Origin of the sequence: Phycicoccus sp. Soil803 (assembly GCF_001429685.1) — a bacterium.
Classification (GTDB): domain Bacteria; phylum Actinomycetota; class Actinomycetes; order Actinomycetales; family Dermatophilaceae; genus Pedococcus.
The window spans coordinates 1,968,302-1,985,032 of record NZ_LMST01000001.1 but is presented as its reverse complement, the minus strand read 5'-3'; the positions used below and the strand labels follow the sequence as shown (position 1 = coordinate 1,985,032).

17 protein-coding genes are annotated in these 16,731 nt (G+C 71.9%); 3 read left to right on the top strand and 14 right to left on the bottom strand.

Annotation, left to right across the window (positions count from 1 at the left end):
* Positions 1-79 precede the first annotated feature (79 nt).
* Positions 80-1,312 (bottom strand): MFS transporter, encoded by a 1,233-nt coding sequence (locus tag ASG95_RS09120; RefSeq protein WP_235543656.1) that lies wholly within the window; start codon positions 1,310-1,312, stop codon positions 80-82.
* Between the two features lie 111 nt (positions 1,313-1,423).
* Between ASG95_RS09120 and ASG95_RS09115 the strand changes: the two genes are divergently transcribed.
* A complete protein-coding gene (locus ASG95_RS09115) occupies positions 1,424-1,756 on the top strand; it encodes a DUF952 domain-containing protein (RefSeq protein ID WP_056923394.1) in 333 nt (110 codons plus the stop codon).
* Between the two features lie 16 nt (positions 1,757-1,772).
* Here ASG95_RS09115 and ASG95_RS09110 read toward each other — a convergent pair whose 3' ends face one another.
* From ASG95_RS09110 to glnA, 11 genes are all read right to left on the bottom strand, one after another.
* A complete protein-coding gene (locus tag ASG95_RS09110; protein ID WP_056923395.1) occupies positions 1,773-2,516 on the bottom strand; it encodes an SseB family protein in 744 nt (247 codons plus the stop codon).
* Positions 2,513-3,247 carry a bifunctional 1-(5-phosphoribosyl)-5-((5-phosphoribosylamino)methylideneamino)imidazole-4-carboxamide isomerase/phosphoribosylanthranilate isomerase PriA gene (gene priA / locus ASG95_RS09105; RefSeq protein ID WP_056923396.1) on the bottom strand — a complete coding sequence of 245 codons (735 nt, stop codon included), beginning with the start codon at positions 3,245-3,247 and terminating at the stop codon, positions 2,513-2,515. Before priA ends, ASG95_RS09110 begins: the two co-directional genes overlap by 4 nt.
* A complete protein-coding gene (locus ASG95_RS09100; protein WP_057377255.1) occupies positions 3,244-3,558 on the bottom strand; it encodes a hypothetical protein in 315 nt (104 codons plus the stop codon). Before ASG95_RS09100 ends, priA begins: the two co-directional genes overlap by 4 nt.
* Positions 3,555-4,193, bottom strand: a complete 639-nt coding sequence (hisH, locus tag ASG95_RS09095; RefSeq protein ID WP_057377254.1) for an imidazole glycerol phosphate synthase subunit HisH — start codon at positions 4,191-4,193, stop codon at positions 3,555-3,557. The genes ASG95_RS09100 and hisH overlap by 4 nt, the downstream gene beginning before the upstream one ends.
* Positions 4,190-4,816 carry a hypothetical protein gene (locus tag ASG95_RS21285; RefSeq protein WP_157581868.1) on the bottom strand — a complete coding sequence of 209 codons (627 nt, stop codon included), beginning with the start codon at positions 4,814-4,816 and terminating at the stop codon, positions 4,190-4,192. The genes hisH and ASG95_RS21285 overlap by 4 nt, the downstream gene beginning before the upstream one ends.
* Positions 4,813-5,454, bottom strand: coding sequence for an imidazoleglycerol-phosphate dehydratase HisB (gene hisB / locus ASG95_RS09085; RefSeq protein ID WP_235543654.1), 642 nt, complete (start codon positions 5,452-5,454; stop codon positions 4,813-4,815). The genes ASG95_RS21285 and hisB overlap by 4 nt, the downstream gene beginning before the upstream one ends.
* Complete coding sequence (locus ASG95_RS09080; protein ID WP_057377253.1) at positions 5,451-6,587, bottom strand: histidinol-phosphate transaminase; 1,137 nt, start codon at positions 6,585-6,587, stop codon at positions 5,451-5,453. Before ASG95_RS09080 ends, hisB begins: the two co-directional genes overlap by 4 nt.
* A gap of 7 nt (positions 6,588-6,594) precedes the next feature.
* Positions 6,595-7,941 carry a histidinol dehydrogenase gene (hisD, locus tag ASG95_RS09075; protein WP_057377252.1) on the bottom strand — a complete coding sequence of 449 codons (1,347 nt, stop codon included), beginning with the start codon at positions 7,939-7,941 and terminating at the stop codon, positions 6,595-6,597.
* 9 nt (positions 7,942-7,950) lie between these two features.
* Positions 7,951-9,240: an MFS transporter gene (locus ASG95_RS09070; protein WP_057377251.1), complete on the bottom strand. Its 1,290-nt coding sequence runs from the start codon at positions 9,238-9,240 to the stop codon at positions 7,951-7,953.
* Positions 9,241-9,258: 18 nt separating this feature from the next.
* Positions 9,259-12,288 carry a bifunctional [glutamine synthetase] adenylyltransferase/[glutamine synthetase]-adenylyl-L-tyrosine phosphorylase gene (locus ASG95_RS09065; RefSeq protein ID WP_057377250.1) on the bottom strand — a complete coding sequence of 1,010 codons (3,030 nt, stop codon included), beginning with the start codon at positions 12,286-12,288 and terminating at the stop codon, positions 9,259-9,261.
* 75 nt (positions 12,289-12,363) lie between these two features.
* A complete protein-coding gene (gene glnA / locus ASG95_RS09060; protein WP_056923404.1) occupies positions 12,364-13,701 on the bottom strand; it encodes a type I glutamate--ammonia ligase in 1,338 nt (445 codons plus the stop codon).
* 284 nt (positions 13,702-13,985) lie between these two features.
* Here glnA and ASG95_RS09055 point away from each other — a divergent pair, with 284 nt between their 5' ends.
* Positions 13,986-14,255, top strand: coding sequence for a hypothetical protein (locus ASG95_RS09055; protein WP_056923405.1), 270 nt, complete (start codon positions 13,986-13,988; stop codon positions 14,253-14,255).
* Positions 14,256-14,626: 371 nt separating this feature from the next.
* On the opposite strand, the gene ASG95_RS09050 is transcribed toward ASG95_RS09055, so the two are convergent.
* Positions 14,627-15,160 carry a GNAT family N-acetyltransferase gene (locus tag ASG95_RS09050; protein WP_057377249.1) on the bottom strand — a complete coding sequence of 178 codons (534 nt, stop codon included), beginning with the start codon at positions 15,158-15,160 and terminating at the stop codon, positions 14,627-14,629.
* A gap of 986 nt (positions 15,161-16,146) precedes the next feature.
* Complete coding sequence (locus ASG95_RS09040; protein ID WP_057377247.1) at positions 16,147-16,386, bottom strand: hypothetical protein; 240 nt, start codon at positions 16,384-16,386, stop codon at positions 16,147-16,149.
* Positions 16,387-16,415: 29 nt separating this feature from the next.
* On the opposite strand from ASG95_RS09040, the gene ASG95_RS22380 reads away from it, so the two are divergent.
* The gene (locus ASG95_RS22380) at positions 16,416-16,610 is read left to right on the top strand and encodes an Imm8 family immunity protein (protein WP_157581866.1); all 195 of its coding nucleotides are present in this window, start codon (positions 16,416-16,418) and stop codon (positions 16,608-16,610) included.
* The last annotated feature ends 121 nt before the right edge of the window (positions 16,611-16,731 follow it).

The window sequence follows — 16,731 nt, the reverse complement described above, 5'->3', positions numbered from 1 at the left end:
TCGGCCGTTGCCTGTGTCGCCGCAGGCTATCCGCAGGACCGCCGTCCCGACATGGGCAGCACTCCCCGCCCGGGGTCGCTCAGGCGTCGGCGGTGGCGCGCAGGCGGTGCGCGGCCCGACGCTCGGTCGCCCGCCCCGACGTGGCCAGCGCGCCCACCAGGGCGACCAGGAGCCCCACGGCGGCGACGAGCAGGAACCCGGCCTGCCAGCCCCGGTGGTCGATCGCGAAGCCGGCGAGCGGCGCGCCGAGCGCCATGCCGCCGGTCATGAACGAGCCGTGCCAGCCCATCGCCTCGCCGCGGGCGGCGCCCGGCACGACCCGGCTGACCTGGTCGACGGTGGCCGTGATGGTGGGGGCGCAGAAGAGGCCGGCCACGAACGACAGCGCCGCCAGCGACCCGACGCCGAGCGCCAGGGCCATGGGTGCACTGACCAGCGCCAGCCCACCGAGCAGCCAGAAGGCAGACACCGACTTGTGCAACCCGCCGTAGACCAGCCCACCCAGCAGCGAGCCGAAGCCCCAGACGGCCAGGACCCACCCGATCGACGGCTGGGCGTCGAAGTCGCGCAGGGCCGCGACGATCGCGATGTCGGTCCCCCCGAGGACGAGGGTGGTCGCCGCTGCGGCGAGGCAGATGACGAGGAAGCGGGCCTTGAACCACTGCGAGCGCACGACTCGCGGCACCTCGACACTGACCCCCTCGTCGTCCACCGCGGCCTCGGCCTCGTCGTGCAGCACCGGGTTGGCGAACCACAGGAGCACCCCGGCCAGCACGCCCAGCATCTCGATGGCGAACAGGACCCACTGGGTGGGCCACACGGTCGCGGCCCAGACCCCGGCGGCCGGTCCGACCATGAAGGACAGCTCGACCGCGACGGAGTCGAGTGAGATCGCGGTGCGCCGGTCGTCCTCGTCGACGGCGGCGATGACGGCCTGGCGGATGATCGAGAACGACGGGATCACGAACAGCCCCGCCAGCGCGGCGAGCGCGAGCAGCCACCAGTACGAGACGAACGGGGCGATCGACCAGCAGACCGCCGCCACGACGATCGAGGGCACGACCACCCGGCGCAGGCCCCGCCGGTCGAGCAGCTTGCCGCGCCACGGACCGCTCACCGCGATGGCGATGGTCGCCGCGGCCGACACCAGCCCGGCCGCGGCATAGGGCCGACCGAGGTGGCTGACGACGTGGAGGGTCAGCACCACCCCACCGGCGAAGATCGGCATGCGCACCAGGAAGCCCAGCACCAGCGCCTGCCGCAGCGCGGCACTGGCGAGGACGCGACGGTAGCGGGCGTTGGCGAGCAGCACCCCCCTACTCTCGCACCAGCCACCGACACCGGCCAAACGACTTTTGCTCCTGTCAGTGGACACCGTGGTCAGGTCACGGTGCTCCTGTCAGCCGCGCGGTAGTTTCGCCGCGTGACGATCTACCACCTGGCCGAGCCCACGCACTGGGAGGACGCCGTCGCCACCGGCTCCTACGCGCAGTCCACCCGCGGTCGGACGATGCAGGAGGAGGGCTTCATCCACTGCTCGTCGGACCAGCAGTGGCCGGTGGTGCGCCGGGCCTACTACGGCGACCTCGCCGGCCCGTTGCTGCTGCTCGAGATCGACGAGGCCCGGCTCACCGAGCCTCCCGTCGTCGAGGTCGGCAACCCGCAGACCGGGGAGACCTTCCCGCACCTGTATGCCGCCCTGCCGGTCGATGCCGTCGTGCGCGTCACCGAGCTGCCGCCGCCCCATGGCGACTGAGCCCCGCGGGCCGGCGTCAGGAGATCGCGAAGGCCAGTCCGTCGATCCGGGCCCGGATCTCGCCGTCGGTCGCCAGCCGCTCGCCCACCGCGGTGGCGACGGCCTGGACCGCGGCCGCGTCCAGACCGGGCCGCAGGGTCAGCGAGATCCGCAGGACCCCTTCGCCCGGGGCGCCGGGGCCGACCTCGTGTGACAGCACCGCGTCCTGCTCACGCACGGCCGTGGCCACCGAGCGCCGGACCACCTCGTCCTCGTGCGCCGGCAACCACTCGCGCTGCTGGGCCAGGGCCCAGACCATGCTCGGTCGCAGGGCGACCGTGGCCGGTCCGGCGACGTCGACGACGATGACGTCGCACCGCTCGCTGACCGCGGCCTGACCCGCGCGCGCCGCGGTGACCGGCACCGGCCTGGCCCGGGGGTCCCACGCCGCGATGGCGGCCATCGAGGAGAAGACGGGCAGGGCGCGGGTGCCATCCGGTGCCACGAGGGTCACGGCGGCCAGGTCGGTCTGCTTCTCCACGGTGAGGCCCCCGGTGGAGTGCTCACCGGAGGTGTCGACCGAGACCGGCTCGGCCACGATCGGCACGAGCAGCCGGGCGGCGCCGAGCGCGGCCATCAGGCCGACCTCGTCGCCGGGGTCGCCGAGCGCGCCGGCCAACGCGGGGTCGGCCGCACCGGTGTCGTCGTCGAAGCCGGTGCTGCTGAGCTCCCGGCCCCCGAACGGGGTGCCGGCCGAGTCGCGCGGACCGCTCTGGCTCACGGCCGGCCCGCCACGTCGAGCGCGTCGGGGAGGGTGAACGCGCCGCGGTAGAGCGCGGACCCGACGATCGCCCCTTCGACACCCTCCGGCACCAACCCGCGGATCGCCTCGATGTCGTCGAGCGTCGACACTCCCCCGGACGCCACGACCGGTCGGTCGGTCCGGGCACACACGTCGCGGAGCAGGTCGAGGTTCGGGCCCTTGAGCATGCCGTCCTTGTTGACGTCGGTGACGACGTAGCGGGCGCAGCCCTCCCGGTCCAGCCGGTCGAGGGTCTCCCACAGGTCTCCGCCGTCCTTGGTCCACCCACGCGCGGCGAGGGTGGTACCCCGCACGTCGAGCCCGACCGCGACGCGGTCACCGTGCTCGGCGATGGCACGGGCAGTCCACTCCGGGTCCTCGAGCGCCGCCGTGCCGAGGTTGACCCGGCGGCACCCGGTGGCCAGCGCGGCGTCGAGGGATGCGGCGTCCCGGATCCCGCCGCTCATCTCCACCCGGATGTCGAGCCGGCCCACGATGTCGGCGAGCAGCTCCCGGTTGGAGCCCCGGCCGAAGGCCGCGTCCAGGTCGACGAGGTGCAGCCACTCCGCGCCCTGCTCCTGCCACGCGAGCGCGGCCTCCCACGGGTCGCCGAACTCACCCCCGCTGCCCGCCACCCCCTGGACCAGCTGGACGGCGCGACCGCCCTGGACGTCGACGGCGGGCAGGAGCTCGAGCCGGGGGGCGCTCATGGGGTGTCCTCCGTGGGTGGGGTGGATGAGGTCGGGGGCTCGGTCGCGTCGTGGCGGCGGCCCTGCAGGTAGAGGTAGCCGCCGACGAGCAGCAGGGCGAGCAGCACCAGGCCGATCCGCACGGGCCAGGACGCGTCGAGCAGCAAGGTGACCACGAGGGTCCCGAGGGCGGCGCCGACCGTCGTCGCGACCTTCGGCCGGGTGCGCCGCGTCGTGGTCGTGGTGCGACGCCGTCGGGTCGAGCTCGTGGCCCTCCGTGTCGTCGCCTTGCGGGTCGTCGACTTCCTGGTGGACTTCCTGGTGGCACTCACAGCGATCGCACCCAGTTCTCGAGGAGGGACAGGCCGGCATCCCCGGACTTCTCGGGGTGGAACTGCGTCGCGCACAGCGGGCCGTTCTCGACCGCCGCGACGAAGCGGCCGCCATGGTCGGCCCAGGTGACCTTGGGTGCGACGGCGGCGAAGGCGCCGGTAGGCTCCTCCAGCGTCCAGGCCTGCACGGCATACGAGTGCACGAAGTAGAAGCGCTCGGACTCGACGCCCGCGAAGAGGGTGGAGCCGGCGGCGACGTCGACGTCGGACCAGCCCATGTGGGGCACCACCTCCGCCTTCAGGCGGCACACCGACCCCGGCCACTCCCCCAGCCCCTCCTGGGGGGAGCCGCTCGGCTCGTCGGAGCCGTCGAAGAGCACCTGCATGCCGACGCAGACGCCGAGCACCGGTCGGCCCCCCGAGAGCCGCAGGTCGATCACGGCGGGACCGTCGGCGGCGCGCAGTCCGGCCATGCAGGCGTGGAAGTTGCCGACCCCGGGCACGAACAGCCCGTCGGCCGCGAGCGCGGTCGACCGGTCGCCGGTCAGCTCGACGTCGGCGCCGACGTGCTCGAGCGCGCGGACCGCGGACCTGACGTTGCCACTGCCGTAGTCGAAGACGACCACCCGGCTCATGAGTTCTCCTCCAGCTCGGAACGATGACGGGCCTGTTCGGCCATCCGGGCGTCGAACCGGGCCACCGACTGGGCGGTCGGGGCCACCACCTGGCCACGCAGCCCGACCTTGGGCCCGACCAGGTCGGAGCCCGGTAGACCCAGCACGGAGAGCAGGTCGGTGAGGACCACGTCGGCCCGCCCGTCGCGGCTTCCCACGATGTCGGTCACCGCGCGAGGATCACCCTTGCGGCCGGCCGCAGCCAGCAGGTCCGCGGGTCGGGCCAGCTCGAGGCCGGGCGCCCGGACCAGCCCGGCGCCGGGCTCCCAGACCAGCCACCGGACCCCGGTGCGCCAGCCGGGACCCTGGACGGTCACGACGGCACGTCCGTCGATCGTGAAGAAACCCAGGGCGCTGCGCAGGCGACGGGGCACGGGTCGCGCCGCGAGCACCGTGACGGCGTCGTCGTAGGGCGGCTCGGCGCGCGACGACGACTCGGTCGGCACCACGGCGGTCCACGACCCGAGCGGGATGACCTGGCAGGCCACCAACCCTCGGCGCACCCACGTCGACACCGGCCCGGTCTCGCCGCTCACCAGGAGCAGTCCGCGCGCTTCCTGCGCGGGCTGCCACGGCGCGCTCACGTGGAGAGGCTGCCCTTCGCGCTGGGTATGCCGCTGACCCGGGGGTCGCGCGCGACGGCGGCGCGCAGGGCCCGCGCCACCGCCTTGAACTGGGCCTCGACGATGTGGTGGGGGTCGCGCCCGGACAGCACCCGCACGTGCAGCGCGATCCCGGCCCGGCCGGCGAAGGACTCCCAGACGTGGCGGGTCAAGGAGCCGACGTAGGAGCCGCCGATCACGACGTAGGCCTGGCCCTCGGGCTCGCCCGTGTGCACGACGTAGGGGCGACCGGCGACGTCGACGACCGCCTGCACCAGGGCCTCGTCGAGCGGGACGGTCGCGTCGCCGAAGCGGGAGATGCCGCGCTTGTCGCCCAGCGCCTCGCGCAGGGCGTCGCCGAGCACGATGGCGACGTCCTCGACCGTGTGGTGGGCGTCGACGTGCACGTCGCCGCTGGCCTTGACCCGGAGGTCGATGAGCGAGTGCTTGGCGAGCGACGCGAGCATGTGGTCGTAGAAGGGGACACCGGTGGAGATGTCGGACTGCCCCGTGCCGTCGAGGTTGAGCTCCAGCTCGACGCTGGACTCGGACGTGGAGCGGCTCAGCGAGACGGTGCGGTCACCGGCCACGCTGTCGAAGGTTCCGTTGTCCTGCGTCACGGGGCGCTCCTGTCCTGCTCAGCTCGGGCGACCTGCGCCATGGCGGCGAGGAACGCACCGGTCTCGGCCGGGGTCCCGGCCGTGACACGAAGATAGTGGGGGATCCCCACGTCGCGGACCAGTACTCCCCGGTCCAGCAGCGCCCGCCAGGTCTGCGCGGCGTCGTCGAGACCGCCGAACAGGACGAAGTTGGCGTCACTGGCGACCGGGTCGAGCCCGAGCCGGGCGAGCTCTGCGACGATCCGGTCGCGCTGCTCCTTGATGACCTCGACGGTCGCGAGCATCTCGGGCGCGTGCCGCAGCGCGGCCAGCGCGATCGCCTGGGTGGGGGCGGACAGGTGGTAGGGCAGCCGCACGAGTCGGAGGGCGTCGACCAGGGCAGGGTCGGCGGCGAGGTAGCCGAGCCGCCCTCCCGCGAACGCGAACGCCTTGCTCATCGTCCGCGTGACGACGAGCCTGGGACGGCCCTCGAGCAGGGTCAGGGCACTCGGCGTGCCGGGGCGGGCGAACTCCTCGTAGGCCTCGTCGACGACGACGACGGCACGCTCCGCCGCGGCATACACGGCCTCGACGACCTCGAGCCCCAGGGCAGTGCCGGTGGGGTTGTTCGGTGAGCAGAGGAAGACGACGTGGGGGTCGTGGGCGCGGACCTGGGCGACCGCGGACTCGACGGTCAGGTCGAAGGGCGTGCCACCCGCTCCGCGCAGCCCGTTGACCCACGTGCTGCCGACCGAGCCGCTGATGATCGGGTGCATCGAGTAGGCGGGGGTGAAGCCCAGGGCCGTGCGACCGGGGCCGCCGAAGGCGAGCACCACGTGTTGCAGCACCTCGTTGGAGCCGTTGCCGGCCCAGACCTGCGCCGGGTCGACGGAGGTTCCCGACGACGACAGGTATGCCGCGAGGGCAGTCCGCAGCTCGGTGAACTCACGGTCGGGGTAGCGGTTCAGGTCGGCCGCCACCGCGGCGACCGCGGCGGTGATCTCGGCCACGACGGACGGCGGGACGGGGTAGGAGTTCTCGTTGGTGTTGAGTCGGACGGGCACGTCGAGCTGCGGTGCGCCGTAAGGCTTTTCACCGCGAAGGTCGTCACGGAGCAGCGCGGTGATGCCACCGTCGTCGGGGGTCTGGGTCATGGTCGGGTCAGCCCTGCCCGAACCGGACCTGGACCGCCTCGCCGTGGGCCGGGAGGTCCTCGGCCTGCGCCAGGGTGACCACGTGGTGGGCCACCTCCTCCAGCGCCGCCCGGGAGTAGGTGACGACGTGCACGCCACGCAGGAACGACTGCACCGACAGCCCGCTGCTGTGGCAGGCGCAGCCGCCGGTGGGCAGCACGTGGTTGGACCCCGCGACGTAGTCGCCCAGGCTGACCGGCGAGTGTGGTCCGACGAAGATCGCGCCGGCGTTGCGGACCCGCTCGCTGACGGCGGCGGCGTCGGCCACCTGCAGCTCGAGGTGCTCCGCGGCGTAGGCGTTGACCACCGCGAGGCCGGCGTCGAGGTCGTCGACCAGCACGATGCCCGACTGCGGCCCGGTGAGCGCCTCGCGGACCCGTTCGGAGTGCTTGGTGTTCGCCACCCGGTCCTCGAGGTCGGCGCGCACCGCGTCGGCGAGCGCCACCGAGTCGGTGACGAGCACCGAGGCGGCCTGCGGGTCGTGCTCGGCCTGGGACACCAGGTCGGCCGAGACGTGGGCGGGCACCGCCGTGTCGTCGGCGAGGATCGCGATCTCGGTCGGTCCGGCCTCGGAGTCGATGCCGATGACGCCCTTGAGGTAGCGCTTGGCCGCGGCCACGTAGATGTTGCCCGGTCCGGTGACGAGGCTGACCGGCTCGCAGACCACGGCGGCACCGCTCGCACCGGACTCGTCCTCGAACCCGAAGGCGAAGGCCGCGACCGCCTGGGCGCCGCCCACGGCATACACCTCGTCGACGCCCAGCAACGCGCAGGCGGCGAGGACGGTCGGGTGGGGGTAGCCGGTGAAGACCCCGGAGTTGTCGCGCTGCGGCGGGCTGGCCACGGCCAGCGAGCCGACGCCGGCGATCTGGGCCGGCACGACGTTCATGACGACGCTGGAGGGGTAGACCGCGCGACCGCCCGGGACATAGAGACCGACCCGGTCGACCGGCACCCAGCGTTCGCTGACCTCCCCACCCGGCACGACGGTGGTGGTCGTGGTGGTGCGTCGCTGGTCCTCGTGCACGAGGCGCACGCGTCGGATCGCCTCGTCGAGCGCGGCGCGGACCTGCGGGTCGAGCTCCGCGAGGGCGGCCTGCAGCACCTCGGCGGGCACCCGCAGGGCGGTCGGGCGGACGCCGTCGAACCGCTCCCCCAGTTGGTAGAGGGCCTGGGCGCCTCGATGACGGACGTCCTCACAGATCGGCCGGACCGTCTCGACCGCCGCGGCGACGTCGAACTCGGCGCGGGGCAGCAGGTGGCGCAGCTCGCGGACGCCCAGCTCCCGTCCGCGCAGGTCGATCGTGGAGAGCATGCGGCAAGTCTAGGTGGGGCGCGTGGGGCGTCCCGGTGCGGTCTCAGCCCCCGGTCTCGCGCTCCCTGGCAGCACGTCCTGGGGCCACTTGGCGGCCAGCAGGACGAGGACGCCCAAGGTCACGACGGCGCAGATGCCAACGGTGGCGGCAGGGGTGGTCCGCTCGCAGATCCAGCCCGCGACGACGAAGCCCGCCCCGGTCACGACCACCGACAGGACGCCAGCCAGCCCGAGGACCCCGCCGCGCCCGGCCGTGGGGGCGAGTCCGGCGAAGGCGGACTCCAGCGGCCGGAGGTGGCACTGAAGGGCACCGCAGCCGAACCACGCGAGCCAGACCACCGGCGGTGGTGGTTCGAGGATCGTGACGAGGAGCGGCAGCGGGGTCAGCAGCGCGAGGCGGAGCACGAGCGAGGCCTGGCGCTCCGCGGGGAGCCGCCCGATGAGCAGCAGGCCGACCACGGCACCGAGGATCGGCGCGGCCATCAGCAGGCCTCCCCAGGTCGACGACGTGTCCTGCTGCGCGGCATACGGCAGGGCCACGGCCGCCGGCGCGGCGATGGCCAGGGCGTTCGCCACCAACAGCCCCAGCACGGCGGTCAGGGCCCGGCTGCCGCGGACCTGGTGCCAGCCGCGGCGGAGGTCGGCGAGCCGGCTGGGCAGCGGGGCTGCGCCGGGCCCGACCGTGGGCTGGGGAGGCTTCACCGTGATCAGGACCACCGCACCCACGACGAACGTCAGCAGGTCGAGCACGAGGGCCTTGGTGCCACCGATCAGGCTCATGGCGGCTCCACCGACGGCCAGCCCGATGGCCTGGTTCACCTGCACCGCAAGGGTGCTCAGCCCGGCGGCGTGGGTGTGGAGGCGCCGGTCGGGGACGATGGCGGTGAGCAGCAGCCGGCTGCTGGGGACCGCGGGGCCTGCGACGAACCCGATCAGGGCCACCAGCGTCAGGACCAGCAGGACGGACCGGCTGGTGGCGACCACGACCATGAGGACACCGACCAGCAGCGCTGCGATCAGGTGACTGCCGATGAGGCAGGCGCGGGGGGTCAACCGGCCCCGGATCGGCGCGAGCAGCGTCCTTCCCAGCGGGCTGGCCACCAGCGCGACCGCGAACGTCGCGGCCGTGGCGAGCGCCGATCCGGTCCAGCTGAACACCACTGCCGCGGCGGTGATGCGAGCGATGTGGTCGCCCCACGTCGACAGCATCGCCGCCGCGAGGACCGGGCGGGCGAGCGGGGCGCGGAGCACCTCGGCGAACGAGGCCACGGTGACCGTGTCGTCCGTCCCGCTGGCCATGCGCCCGACCGTACCTTCCTAGGCGGAGCCGTAGAAGTTGAGCTCCATCACGGTCCGCGCATGGCGGGCTGCGCGTCGGTAGTTCTCCGCGAGGTCTGCCCCGCTCCCGGGCTCTCCCCCGAGGATCCGACTCACCCCGTCGGCCACCCGCAGGTCCGACGGCACACTGTCCACCGGCCGGCCCCGGTAGAGCACCGAGGCGTTGCGCAGGCGCGACGCGAACGACCACGCGTCGCGCAGCGCCGAGGCCTGGTCGACCTCGATCAGCCCGGCCTCCTCCGCAGCGTCCAGCGCCGGAAGGGTGCTCGTGGTCCGGAGGGCCGGGACCGCGTGAGCGTGTCGCATCTGGATGAGCTGCACGGTCCACTCGACGTCGGACAGCCCACCGCGCCCGAGCTTGAAGTGGCTCTTGGGGTCGGCGCCCCGGGGCAGCCGCTCCGCCTCCATCCGTGCCTTGAGGGTCCTGATCTCCCTGACCTGCGGCCCGGTGAGCCCCTCGCGGGGCCAGCGCAGCGGGTCGATCAGCTCGACGAAGCGCTCTCCCAGCTCGAGGTCACCGGCCAGCGGGGTGGCGCGCAGCAGCGCCTGCGACTCCCAGGTGAGCGACCAGCGACCGTAGTAGGCGCGATAGCTGGGCAGGCTGCGGACGAGGGGTCCGTTCTTCCCCTCCGGTCGCAGGTCGGCGTCCAGACCCAGCTGCGGGTCGGGACCGGCCGAGGAGAGGAGGCGACGCAGCTCCTGCACGGTCTCGAGGGCCTGCTCCTGCGCGGCTGCGTCGTTCGCGCCCTCGTGGGGGTCGTGCACGAAGAGGACGTCCGCATCGGAGCCGTAGGCCATCTCGCCGCCCCCGAGCCGGCCCATGCCGACCACGAGGACGTCGGTGACGAGCTGGCCGTGCTTGGACTCGACGGTCTGGATCGCGACCTGCAGGGCGGTCTCGACGAGGGCGGCCGTCAGGTCGGTGAGGGCAGTCCCGACCCCGTCCAGGTCGAGGCTGCCGGACAGGTCGGCCACCGCGATGCGGAAGAGCTCCTGCCGCCGGATGCTGCGCGCGGCCCGCACCGCCTTGTCGGGGTCGGACTGCCGCCCGGCCGCGGCCCGCATCCGGCGGATGAGGTCCTCGCGGGAGATCGGGGTGAGGCCGCCGGCGTCGCCGAGGATGGCCACCGACTCCGGTGCGCCGACGAGGAGGTCCGCGGCATACCGGCTGCGCGCGAGGGTGTGGGCGAGCCGCTCCGCGGCCGACCCTTCGTCGCGCAGCAGGCGCAGGTACCAGTGCGTCGAGCCGAGCTCCTCGCTCACCTTGCGGAACGCCAGCAGTCCCCCGTCGGGGTCGGCCTCGTCGGCGAACCAGCCCAGCATCACCGGGAGCAGGGTGCGCTGGATCGCCGCGCGGCGGCTCACCCCCGCGGTCAGCACCTCGAGGTGGCGCATGGCGCCCGCGGGATCGCGGAAGCCGAGGGCGGCGAGCCGCTCCCGGGCGGCCTCGGGAGCCAGCCGGGCGTCGCTCGAGCTGAGCCGGGCCACGGCGGCCAGGAGCGGTCGGTAGAAGAGTCGCTCGTGGATCCGCCTGACCTCGCGGGCCTGCTGCTGCCACTGCGCGACGACCGCCTTGGCGGCGTCGGAGCGGTGGCCGAGCGCCCGTCCGAGGCGGCGCAGGTCGCTGTCGGCGGTCGGCATGAGGTGGGTGCGCCGGAGGCGGAACAGCTGGATCCGGTGCTCCAGGGTCCGCAACAACCGGTACGAGGCGTCGAGGGTGGCCGCGTCCTCGCGCCCCACGTAGCCGCCGCGGGCGAGGGCGTCGAGCGCCTCCAACGTGGTGCCCGAGCGGAGCGAGTCGTCGGACCGACCGTGCACGAGCTGGAGGAGCTGGACGCTGAACTCGACGTCGCGCAGCCCACCGGGCCCCAGCTTGAGCTGACGGGCGGCCTCCCCCGACGGCACGTGCTGCTCGACGCGGCGGCGCATGGCCTGGACGTCCTCGACGAAGTTGTCGCGCGACGCCGCGCGCCAGACCAGCGGGTTGACGGCCGCGATGTAGGCCGCGCCGAGCTCGCGGTCACCGGCCACCGGGCGGGCCTTGAGCAGCGCCTGGAACTCCCAGGTCTTGGCCCAGCGCTCGTAGTAGGTGCGGTGGCTGTCGATGGTCCGCACCAGGGGGCCGTTCTTGCCCTCCGGGCGCAGGGCCGCGTCGACCGGCCACAGGGTGCCCTGACCCGTGCTGGTCGAGCAGGCCCGCATCAGGTGGGTCGCCAGGCCGGTCGCGGCGGCGATGGCGCTGGCCTCGTCGACGCCCTCGCGGGGCTCGGCCACGAAGATGACGTCGACGTCGCTGACGTAGTTGAGCTCGCGGCCGCCGGTCTTGCCCATCCCGATGACGGCGAAGTCGCACAGGTCGGCCTGCTCCCCCACCTCGGTGCGGGCGATGACCAGCGCCGCCTCCAGCGCCGCCTCGGCGAGGTCGGCCAGCGCGGCGGCCGCCTCGGGCAGGGCCCGCTCGGGCTCCCCCGACGTCAGGTCGAGGGCCGCGATCGCGAGCAGCTGCCGTCGATAGCCGATCCGCAGCGCGTCGTATGCCGTGTGCGCACCGGGTGCGCTCACCGCGGCGACGAGCTCCTCGACGCGTTCGGTCGGCGTCAGTGGCCGGGCTTGGGCGACGCTGCTCCAGTGCTCGGGGTGGGCCACGAGGTGGTCGCCGAGGGCGGTCGAGGCGCCCAGCACCGCCAGGAGCCGGTCGCGCGCGGGTCCGCGGTGGCGCAGGGCCGCGACCAGACCGGACACCTGGGCGCCGACGCCGGACTCGTCGTCGCGGCGACGGGGTGCGGACGCACGCAGCGACTCCATCAGCCGGACCAGGCTGAGGAGCGCGAGGTCGGGGTCGGCGACGACGCCGAGGGCGTCGGGCAGGCCGTCGCTGAAGAGGTCGTCGAGCGGGTCGACCAGACCGGCGAGGGCAGGGTCCCCGAGCAGCTGGACGGCGCGCGGCGGGTCGGCGAACCCGAGGCGGGCCAAGGTGGCCGTCTGCGAGACAAGGCGGCCGGAGGTCACCGGGTCAGCCTAGTTGCTGGTCGGCATGGCACTCGGGCCGGTGGCACTCGGGCCGGTGGCTGCGGTGTCCGGGCGTCAGAGCCCGGGCAGGTAGCGCTCGAGCTCGAACCGGGTGATCTCGCCGCGGTAGTCGTCCCACTCGGCTCGCTTGTTGCGCAGGAAGAAGTCGAAGACGTGCTCGCCCAGGGTGTCGGCGACGAGCTCGCTCTTCTCCATGACGCGGATGGCCTCGTAGAGCGACGTGGGCAGCGGTTCGATGCCCATCGCCTGGCGCTCGGAGGAGGTCAGGCCCCAGACGTCGTCCTCGGTCTCGGCGGGCAGGTCGTAGTCCTCCTCGATGCCCTTGAGCCCGGCCGACAGCATCAGCGCGAAGGCGAGGTAGGGGTTGCAGGCCGCGTCGAGGGTGCGGACCTCCACCCGGCTGCTCTGGCCCTTGGCCGGCTTGTACATCGGGACCCGCACCATCGCCGATCGGTTGTTGTGGCCCCAGGTCAGGTGGGCCGGTGCCTCACCGCCACCCCAGAGCCGCTTGTAGGAGTTGACCCACTGGTTGGTCACGGCGGTGATCTCCGCGCCGTGCCGCAGGAGACCGGCGATGAACTGCCGACCGACCTTGCTCAGCTGGTAGGGCGCGCCGGCCTCGTAGAAGGCGTTGCTGTCGCCGTCGAACAGCGACATGTGGGTGTGCATCCCCGAACCCGGGTGCTCCGCGAACGGCTTGGGCATGAAGGAGGCGAAGATGCCCTGCTCGAGGGCCACCTCCTTGATGACGGTGCGGAAGGTCATGATGTTGTCGGCCGTGGACAGCGCGTCGGCGTAGCGCAGGTCGATCTCGTTCTGGCCGGGGCCACCCTCGTGGTGGCTGAACTCGACGGAGATCCCCATCGACTCGAGCATGGTGATCGCCGCGCGCCGGAAGTCGTGGCCGGTGCCGTGCGGGACGTGGTCGAAGTAGCCCGCCTGGTCGACCGGCTCGGGGTTGTCGCCCGGCTTGAACCCGGCCTTGAGCAGGTAGAACTCGATCTCGGGGTGGGTGTAGAAGGTGAAGCCCAGGTCGCTGGCCCGGCTCAGCGCCCGCTGCAGCACGTGCCGCGGGTCGGCGTGGCTCGGTGAACCGTCGGGCAGGGTGATGTCGCAGAACATCCGCGCGGTCCCCGGGTTCTCACCGCGCCACGGGAGCACCTGGAACGTCGCCGGGTCGGGCTTGGCCAGCATGTCCGCCTCGTAGACGCGGGCGAAGCCCTCGATGGCCGAGCCGTCGAAGCCGATGCCCTCGGCGAAGGCCCCCTCGAGCTCGGCGGGGGCGACGGCGACGGACTTGAGGGTCCCGAGCACATCGGTGAACCACAACCGCACGAAGCGGATGTCGCGCTCCTCGATGGTGCGAAGGACGAACTCCTGCTGACGATCCATGTGTCGGATCTTGCCCTAGTTGTGTTTCCCCGGCGTTACGTGCCACGCGGGTTGGCTGCGTCGATGACGGTATGCCGCGGGCCTCGGTTCTGCCGGCACCCGCGCTGACAGCGACATGAGCGGGCGAGACGACGCTCAGGCGGGAGAAGGCCCATCGAAGACGAACCGTTCATCCGCGACTCGACGCAGTCCGCTGCGGCCCACCCGGAGCCCTGCTACCGTCCGAGCATCGCCCCGGACCCCGGCGGGTCCTGCACCGACCCCGCCCGTGAAAGGTCCCCCCGATGACCGCACCTGTCGACACCGCGCCGACGGTCCCGCTCGACCTCACCACCGTCGCCTTCACCGTGCCCCCGCTGCTCGACCTCGACCTCATGGCTGCCATCGCCGAGGACGCCGGACGCGCCGCCGCCTCCGGGTCCGAGGCATCCCCGTTCGACGCGTCACCCGCCATGCGCACCGTCTGCATAACCCCCGACGGTGGGCGCATGGTCACCGCCGCCCGCCTCTACCGGGCCGCATACCGCGGCGCCCTCGACCCTGGAATGGACTGACCCCGCCATGACCTCGACCTCGACCGCAAACACGCCTCCGAGGCCAGGCAAGGGCGGCGGCGAGGCCGGGTCGAGACGGCTCCCCTCAGGACGGCCTGCGCCTTGGTGAGCAGTTGCTGCGCACGAGCCAACACTGGCCCTCACCAAGCAGGTGACTGGACTGGTTCTCGCGCTTCGACTACCTCAGGACGAGCGCTAATCAGCGCTGAGGGAAGACGTCTACGGTCTCGCGATGGAGTGCCGATCTCACAAGATTCGCGAAGGCACCGGACGCCCGATTGCCGCCGTCCTCGGTGGTCAGCGCGCTGTCCGGCGCGGTCTCGGCGGCACCCGCACAGCGGCGAGTGAGTGCGTTTCGCATCCAGCTTGGGCTAGTCGGATTCCGGATGCATGAATGCGCGGCAGATCGTCCCCTCAAAGTCTTCTAGCCCGGCCTCGTCGAAGCCGACTTTCTCCAGCACTCTGGCGCTGGCGTCGTTGCCGACCGCGACGATGGCCCGGAGCGGGACACCAACGGTGTGCGACAGGTGCCAGCCGACGAGGGCTTCGGCGATTTCAGTGGCCAGCCCGAGTCCCCACCGACTTCGCCGGATGAGATAGCTCAGTCCCCGGCTCTCGGAAGTTCCACCGAAGCCTGCCCTACCAACCAACTGGTCATCGAAGTCCGCTAGGCGCCACTTGGTCCACCCACGCGCGGCGTGCTCCGCGATGTATTGATCGACCAACTGCTCGACCTCCGGTCGCGATTCAGGACGTCCATTGCGGACGAATTCCATCGTCTGTGGATCGGAGTGCACCTCGTGCAATGACTCAACGTCGTCGACTCGCCATGAGGTTAGGCTCAATCGCGGCGTCCTTAGGACGACCTCGCGCTGAACGTCGATCCGGCTGGCCTCATGCCTCATAACGCTCATGCTTGCAGGCCGCGACGCTGTGATCGCTCATCGGCATGATCGACCGTCCGCTCCGCGGCATGAGCGGGCGTTGGAGAGACATACGTCGAGCATGGCCAAGTACATCCAGCGTCGGAACAAGGGACCCGTCCTCAAGCAGTGTGTCTAGGCCCGCTCAGCGACACAGAGAAGCCGAGCCCGTCCTCGAACTACACGTTGTACTGACGCTTCATCGCTCGGGAAGAAGAGCCGCGGTCGGTTTCCCGCGGACCTCTGGGCTTGCGTCATGGCGGCAGATAGAGCGTTCAAAGCCGGTGACCGGGACGCAGTGTTCGAGTGGCCGACCAGCTACCGACGGGATTCGGCTCCTAGACCACCAGACACTTCTGGATGATTTGCAGCGTCCGCTCATCGGCCGAGTGCGCGAACAGCCGCATGAGCGGAGATTGAAGTGCACGCTGAGGACGTGAACGAACGACGGGCACGCGAGGACGCGAGTCCGACCGAGTCCGCGGTGACGAAGCCGTGGAAGCGCATCACGAACCTCGCTCTCCTAATCTCCGGCCTCGGCGGACTTGGCGTCGGCCTCGTCCTGGGATTCACGCGGCCAGTTGGGGAACGCCTGCAAGGGCCACTCGGCCTGCTCTTCATAGTGCTGGTCGCAACAACGGGCACGCTAAGCGTCGTGACTACGGTCGGAGACAAGCGCTCCTGATCCCCCTCGATCCGCGAGCGGGTTGCGGCGTGAGAGTGCGTTGCGTGCAAGGCTTAGCCGGTGCCGAGTCGATGGTTCAAACGCCTTTGGGAGGAGTCGCGCGGCGATAGTTTCGATTCTTGGGGGGCAGCGACGTACTACTTCGAGGTCGTTGGCCACTCCTTCCAGAGCCAAAGCCAGATGACCGATCAGCCTTTGCTCCTGGGTCTGGCTCACGGGAGCATCTCTCCTGTTGGCGCGGCAGCCGCCCGTGCTCGATCGGAATGCGGCATGTGCGGATGGCTCAACGGGGGGTGTCAGGTCCCGACGGCTTCGCCGAGAAGGACCTTCTGTGGCCCTCTGCGCTTTCAACTACGAGGCTCCTCGAGCCTCGGTCAACCCAGTAGCACTCGCCCTCTTGAACGAACACCGGCTGTTCTAGCTCGAACCACTCCACGCGCGAGATGAGTGTCAGGCGGTCCGCCACGGTCTTGTCGTCGGTGGACGGCACCGCGGTCGCCATCCCCTCGTCATCCTGGCCCACGCTTCGCAGCGTAGTGCGCGCTCATCGGCATGAGCGGACGTCGCGGCGATCCGACTCGCGGCGGAGTGACGCACACCTCGGATCACTTCGCCTCGTTCGACCAGAACGCTCTTCGCAGGTGGCTGGCTGGACGTGTGGAGTCAGTTCAAGCCCGGACGTGGCACGAGATCGGTGAGCGCCTGGCACGAATGGGTTATTGGGAGTTCGAGGACTATCGGGCCTGACACGTCGATCGGTCCTCAGTAGGTCCGAGCGAATCGCGGCATGATCGGGCGGTTCGTGCAGTCCTCGCGTGCCGGGTCGTCGAACCGGACGGCTGGTGCCGTCGAGACCGGCGGCTTCAGA